Here is a 6,297-nt window from a genome sequence, read left to right as displayed (position 1 = left end):
ATTGCCGAACCGGGCGATCATGTCATCCTGACCCGGGGCGACCACATGAACGCCCATGGCGGTACCAATACCCTGAAAATACACGACGTTTCCGAGAAACACGCACAAGTCTGATTTTTGTATACAGAAGGTCAGCTTTCGTGTGGTCAGGTAGGACGAAACATGCGAAGGTAAGCTCATGAACGAGAAAGGTGAAGGCGACTCATGAGCACGACCTGGCAGGACGAGATTGCCGCCGAGACGCGCGGCGGTGGGCGAATCAGCGACCGCTTCATCGTCGACAAGGTGCGCGCTGCCGTGCTGACCCAGCGCCTGCCGCCCGGCACGCGCCTGCCGGAGGTGGCGCTGGGCGAGATCTTCGGCGTCAGCCGCTCGGTGGTGCGCAAGGCCCTGACCCGCCTGGCCGCCGATCACGTGGTCAGCCAGCAGCCCAACCAGGTGGCCCGGGTGCGCGCACCGAGCATCGAGGAGACCCGCGAAACCTTCGCCGCCCGCCGGCTGGTGGAAGGCGAGGTGGCCGCGTTGCTGGCCGGCCGGATCGGCGACGACCTGCTCGAAAACATCGCGAAGCGGGTGGAGGAGGAAGCCGCCGCCCATACGCGCGGCGACGAACCGTCACGAATCGAACACTCACTGGCCATTCATCACCTGCTTGCCGAGCATTCGCCCAACCGAGTGCTTGGCGCCATGCTCACCGACTTGATCTTGCGCACTTCCATTGTCATTGCCCTGTACAAGCGCGCCGGCCTGGCGAGCTGCTACCTGGCCGAGGACCACCCGGCGCTGCTCACCCACCTGCGCAGCGGCGACAGTGAAGCCGCGCGACACTGCATCCACGACCATCTCCAGGCGCTGGAGGGGCTGCTCGACCTCACCACCCGCGAGACGCGCATTGACCTGATGGCGATTCTCGGCCAGCGCGAAGGCATCGCCTCCTGAGTCCGGGCGAGGCTCTCGCCAGGGAGTACCTCGCATGGCGGCTTTACCGCCCCGGCTCGCTGCACGACAATGCCGTCACGTCATCCTTCAGTTCGATGGGACCGTCCTGTGATGAACTTCCTCCTGCGCTGGGCGCTGGCCGCCTGCCTGCTGTCCGCTGTCTCGCCGGCCGTGGCCGGTGTGCCGACGGTCGCGGCGGCATCCGACCTGCAGTTCGCGCTCAGTGAGGCGGCAGCGCGCTTCGAGGCCGAAACCGGACAGTCGCTGCGGCTGAATTTCGGTTCGTCGGGGAACTTCCGTCGCCAGATCGCCCAGGGCGCGCCCTTCGAACTCTTCCTCTCGGCCGACGAGGCGTATGTACTGGCGCTGCACGAAGAGGGGCACACCGAGGATGAAGGCGTGGTCTACGCCAGGGGCCGGTTGGCCTGGCTGCAGCGAGCCGGGCAGGACGGCCTCCCCGACGAAGATGACCCGCTTGCCGGTGTGCGGGAAGCGCTAGCGCTTCAGGCTGGAGGCAAGGGCAGGACACGTATCGCCCTGGCCAACCCCGAGCACGCCCCTTATGGCGTGGCGGCGCGACAGGTGCTGGAACGGGCCGGCCTGTGGGAAGAGACGGCAGCGCTGCGTATCCTTGGCGAAAACGTCTCCCAGGCGGTTCAGTTTTCCCTCGCAGGGGACGCACGTGGGGGGCTGGTGGCCTGGTCGCTGGCCCTGGCCCCGCAATTGGCCGAGCGCAGCGACCACGTGCTGATCCCCGAAGCGTGGCATGAACCGTTGGTGCAGCGCATGGCGCTGGTCAAGGGGGCCGGCGACGGCGCTCGGGCCTTCTACGCCTGGCTGCAGGGCGAGGAGGCGCGTGACATCCTGGCGCGCTATGGCTTTCGCCTTCCTGCCGAACCGGACGGGGCGAGCGGCGACAAGAGCGGGGCGCCTTGATGGATGGGACGGCGCTGTCGGTCTCGCTGCAGCTGGCGCTGGCGACCTGCCTGTTGTTGTTGCCCTTCGGGCTGTGGCTGGGTCGCAGCCTGGCCCGGGCCCGCTTTCGCGGCAAGCCGCTGTGCGAGGCCCTTGTAGCGCTGCCGCTGGTCATGCCGCCCACGGTGCTGGGCTTCTACCTGATGATAAGCTTTGGCCGTGACGCGCCACTGGGTGCCTTCTGGCATCGTTTCACTGGCGAAGGGCTCAATTTCACCTTCACCGGCATTCTGCTTGCCTCGCTGGTGGCCAACCTGCCGTTCGCCGTGCAGCCCATCCAGCGTGCCTTCGAAGCGGTGCCTGCCAACCTGCGGGAGGCAGCCTGGTGCAGCGGGCTCTCGCCCTGGCAGACCTTTCTGCGCATCGAGCTGCCGCTGGTGTGGCCGGGCGTGATCTCGGCCCTGGCCTTGACCTTTGCCCATACCCTCGGCGAGTTCGGCGTGATCCTGATGGTGGGCGGTGCCATCGATGGCGAGACGCGCACCCTGGCCATCGCCATCTACGATCGGGTGCAGGCTTTCGATGAGCGCGGCGCCGGTATCATGTCGGCCGTGCTGCTACTGGTCTCCTTCGTTACCATTGGCGTGGTTTACGGCCTGGCGGGCCGCAGGCGGTGGCTTCGTGTCTGAATATCATGGTGATTCCATGCCCGTCGCCGAGCTGGTACCCGCCTCGGGATGGCTGGAGGTGGCCGTGCACCAAGCCGGCCCCATCCCGCTGGATGTCCGCTTTCGCTGCGAGGCCGGTGAGCTGCTGGCGCTGGTCGGCCCTTCCGGCAGCGGCAAGACCACGCTGCTGCGGACCATTGCCGGTTTGATGCCGCCGCAGGCGGGGCGCATCGCCTGTGGCGACGATGTCTGGCTCGATGTCGGCGCAGGCCGCGACATGCGCCCGCAGCAGCGTCGCGTCGGCATGGTGTTTCAGGACTATGCGCTGTTTCCCCACCTGAATGCGCGAGACAACGTGCGCGTGGCGCTGGGGCACCTCGCGGCCGAGCAGCGCGCCGAACAGGCCGAGCGCTGGCTCGTTCGCATGCATCTGGACGGGTTGGGCGGACGCTATCCGTCGCAGCTCTCGGGAGGCCAGCGCCAGCGCGTGGCGCTGGCCCGGGCTCTGGCGAGAGAGCCCCGCGCGTTGCTGCTCGATGAGCCTTTCTCGGCGGTTGACCAGGTCACTCGTCGCCGGCTGCAGCGCGAGCTGGCCCGGCTGCGCGAGCAGATCCGTATTCCCATCGTGCTGGTGACCCACGATCTCGACGAGGCGGTCGCCCTGGCTGACCGGCTCTGTGTGCTTCATGGTGGCAGAAGCCTGCAGGTCGGCGACGCCGAGACGCTGTTTCGACGTCCGGCCAGCGCCGAGGTGGCACGCCTGCTGGATCGACACAATCTGTTCCGCGGCCAGGTGGTGGAGCATCGGGGCGAGCGCCGGCTGCAGTGGGGGGCGCTGCGGCTCGAGGTGGCGCAAGGGCTCGAGCGGCTCGCACCGGGACAGCGGGTCACGTGGTATCTGCCCGACTCCGACGTGGTGCTGCATCGAGGCGAGCGTAGCTCGCGTGGCAGTGGCGAGAACCCGGTTGCCGGCCGCGTGAGCGAAATGATCGTCATGGGGGGGACCACGTCGCTGGCGGTGGTCGTCGACGAGGTCGGCGATGTGCTGCGCTTCGACATTTCCACCCATGCGGCGAGGCGCAGCGCCCTGGCACGCGGCGTGCGGGTGCAGGTCTCGCTGCTGGCGGCCGGCATCCACCTGCTACCCGACGAACCCAAGGAGACGGTGACATGAGCGACAGGCACGAAACGCGACGTGACGGCGGGTGGCAGGCTATCTCACTGGTCGGGCTGGCGACGCTGCTGCTGGCCTGGCAGTGGCCGGCCGAGGCCGCGGAGACAACCGCACACGAGCGCGTGCCGTTGGTGATCGAGGCCGATGGCGAGCAGCATCGGCTGGAAGTGGAAGTGGCGCGCACGACAGCCAAACGGCAGAAAGGGTTGATGGATCGTGACAGTCTCGACCCCGATGCCGGCATGCTGTTTCTCTATGAGGAGGAGCAGCCGGCAGCGGGCGGCTTCTGGATGTACCGCACCCGCATCCCGCTGGATATCGCCTTCATCGACGTCGACGGCCGTATCGCGGCCCTGCATACGATGCAGCCCTGTACCTCGCGCAGTCCGTACGACTGTCCTGTCACCGTGGCCGGTGCGGCCTACCACGCGGCGCTGGAGGTCAACGCCGGTTATTTTGCGGCACGTGACATCGGAGAGGGCGCTTGCGTCAGCTGGCCTGGCCATCAGGAGGGCTGCCGCTCAGCGGCCGAATAAGGCGCGAAAGCGAATCACGATGAGCGCCACCCCGGCGATCACCATGGCCCCGCCGAAGACGATGTGGGCATTGAGGGACTCGCCCAGCAGCAGGATGCCCAGGATCACCGCGCCCGCAGGAACCAGCAAGCTCAACGGCGCCAGCCGGCTGACCGGGTGGCGGCGCAGCAGGCCGTACCACAGGCCGTAAGCGGCAATCGAGGACATGACCGCGGTATAGAATACCGCCCCCCAGCCGAACCAGCCGGCGCCGGTCAAGGCGCCCAGGTGATCGCGCTCGAACCACCAGGAGCCGAGCGCCACCTGCGGCACGGCGAACAGCGCCGTCCACCCGGCCAATGCCATGGGGGCGATGTTGGGGCCTTTCTTGATCAGCAGCTGCGACACCGCCCAGCCAAAGGCGCTGAGAAGCAGCAGGGCCATGGGCAACGGTGAGGGCAGGCTGGGACCGCCGGCGAGTACCACTACACCACCGAACGAGAGTGCCAGCCCGGCCAGCCGCTTGGCACTGAGGCGCTCGCCCAGAAAAATCACCGCCAGCAGGGTGGCGAAGGGAGTGCCCATCTGCACCAGCAGCGCACCGGTGCCGGCCTCTGCCTGCCCCAGGCCGATGAACAGCAGGGCGAAGTGCAGGGTGCCGAAGGTTGCCGAGATGAGCAGCAGAAAAGGCAACTGATGGCGCGCCACGGGATGGAAGGGGACGAGCAACGACGCCACCAGCACGAAGCGCAGGGTGGTCAGCAACAGCGGTGGCAGCTCTTCGACCCCGAGCTTGATCACGATGATGTTCAGGGCCCAGATCGCCACGATCAGCAGGCCCAGCAGCAGGTCGCGCAGTGGCACGATAGGCTCCTTGAGGAATGACGGCCAAGCGAGGGTAGCAGTACGCTACGCGGGCGTCGTGAGATATCGTTACCGGACTATTATTCAACGCGCGACATCGTAGAATGTCGAGGCGTGGCGATGCGCGTCATATGCCCGCCAGAACGATAATCATGGCCGGTCCTGAGAGACCGGCCTCAGCTGCAAGGACACGTCATGAACTCTGCAAGCCGTATCACCCGTATTGCCGCGGCCCTGGCCGGTGCTGCCGTGCTGAGCGCCTCGCTTTCCGCGCAGGCACGCGAGCTTTCCGTTTCCACCGTACTCTCCGACGCCTTCCCCTGGGGGCAGGCAGCGGAGAAGTGGGCCGAGCTGGTGGAGGAACGCACCGGGGGCGAACTCACCCTGCGCGTATATCCCAACTCACAGCTGGTGGCCGGCGACCAGACCCGCGAATTTTCCGCGATGCGTTCCGGCCTGATCGACATGGCGGTGGGCTCGACCATCAACTGGTCGCCCCAAGTGCCCGAACTCAACCTCTTCTCGCTGCCCTTCTTCATGCCCGATGAGGCGGCCGTGGATGCCGTCACCGGCGGCACGGCCGGCGAGATGGTCTTCGAGGCCATCGAGTCACGCGGCGTGGTCCCGCTGGCCTGGGGCGAGAACGGCTTCCGCCAGCTCTCCAATTCCCGCGGGCCGATCGATGCCCCCGGCGATCTCGATGGGCTCAAGATTCGCGTGGTGGGCTCGCCGCTGTTCCAGGATACCTTCACCGCGCTGGGGGCCGACCCCACCCAGATGAGCTGGACCGACGCCCAGCCGGCATTGACCACGGGCGCCGTGGACGGCCAGGAAAACCCGCTTTCGGTGTTCGACGTGGCGCGTATCGACCAGGCGGGGCAAGAGTACCTGACGCTGTGGAACTACATGAACGACCCGCTGATCTTCGCCGTCAACGAGCAGGTCTGGGGATCGCTTTCCGAAGAGGAGCGCGAGGTGCTGCGCGAGACCGCCATCGAGGCCGGCGAATGGGAGATCGCCATGACCCGCGAGCAGGAGAGCGAGCGTCTGGCCGCCATCCAGGAGCGCGGCGTGGAAGTGACCGAGCTCACCGAAGAGCAGCATCGTGCCTTCGTAAACGCCACCCAGAGCGTGCACGAGAAGTGGATCCCGCGTATCGGTGAGGATTTGGTCGACACCGCGCGTCAGGCCATCGAGGCACGCTGAGCCACACCTCAGGCAG

Annotated in this window: 7 protein-coding genes; 6 read left to right on the top strand and 1 reads right to left on the bottom strand. The window is 67.0% G+C overall.

Translation table 11 applies throughout. From position 1 onward, the window contains the following. Window positions 1-204 precede the first annotated feature (204 nt). The 5 genes from ACOJCM_RS14605 (at window position 205) to ACOJCM_RS14585 (ending at window position 4,232) form a co-directional block, all read left to right on the top strand. On the top strand, window positions 205-939 hold the full coding sequence (locus ACOJCM_RS14605; RefSeq protein ID WP_445212789.1) for a GntR family transcriptional regulator: 735 nt from the start codon (window positions 205-207) through the stop codon (window positions 937-939). Window positions 940-1,050: 111 nt separating this feature from the next. Then, on the top strand, window positions 1,051-1,875 hold the full coding sequence (modA, locus tag ACOJCM_RS14600) for a molybdate ABC transporter substrate-binding protein (protein ID WP_445212788.1): 825 nt from the start codon (window positions 1,051-1,053) through the stop codon (window positions 1,873-1,875). Then, window positions 1,875-2,543 carry a molybdate ABC transporter permease subunit gene (gene modB / locus ACOJCM_RS14595; RefSeq protein ID WP_445212799.1) on the top strand — a complete coding sequence of 223 codons (669 nt, stop codon included), beginning with the start codon at window positions 1,875-1,877 and terminating at the stop codon, window positions 2,541-2,543. Before modA ends, modB begins: the two co-directional genes overlap by 1 nt. Before the next feature lie 16 nt (window positions 2,544-2,559). Then, complete coding sequence (locus ACOJCM_RS14590) at window positions 2,560-3,696, top strand: ABC transporter ATP-binding protein (RefSeq protein WP_445212787.1); 1,137 nt, start codon at window positions 2,560-2,562, stop codon at window positions 3,694-3,696. Then, window positions 3,693-4,232 carry a DUF192 domain-containing protein gene (locus tag ACOJCM_RS14585; protein ID WP_445212786.1) on the top strand — a complete coding sequence of 180 codons (540 nt, stop codon included), beginning with the start codon at window positions 3,693-3,695 and terminating at the stop codon, window positions 4,230-4,232. The genes ACOJCM_RS14590 and ACOJCM_RS14585 overlap by 4 nt, the downstream gene beginning before the upstream one ends. Here ACOJCM_RS14585 and ACOJCM_RS14580 read toward each other — a convergent pair. Then, window positions 4,218-5,075, bottom strand: coding sequence for a DMT family transporter (locus ACOJCM_RS14580; RefSeq protein ID WP_445212785.1), 858 nt, complete (start codon window positions 5,073-5,075; stop codon window positions 4,218-4,220). The genes ACOJCM_RS14585 and ACOJCM_RS14580 overlap by 15 nt on opposite strands. 195 nt (window positions 5,076-5,270) lie before the next feature. On the opposite strand from ACOJCM_RS14580, the gene ACOJCM_RS14575 reads away from it, so the two are divergent. Then, complete coding sequence (locus ACOJCM_RS14575; RefSeq protein WP_445212784.1) at window positions 5,271-6,281, top strand: DctP family TRAP transporter solute-binding subunit; 1,011 nt, start codon at window positions 5,271-5,273, stop codon at window positions 6,279-6,281. The last annotated feature ends 16 nt before the right edge of the window (window positions 6,282-6,297 follow it).

It is taken from the genome of Billgrantia hypersalina, assembly GCF_052584175.1.
This window is presented reverse-complemented; position numbering and strand designations above follow the sequence as displayed.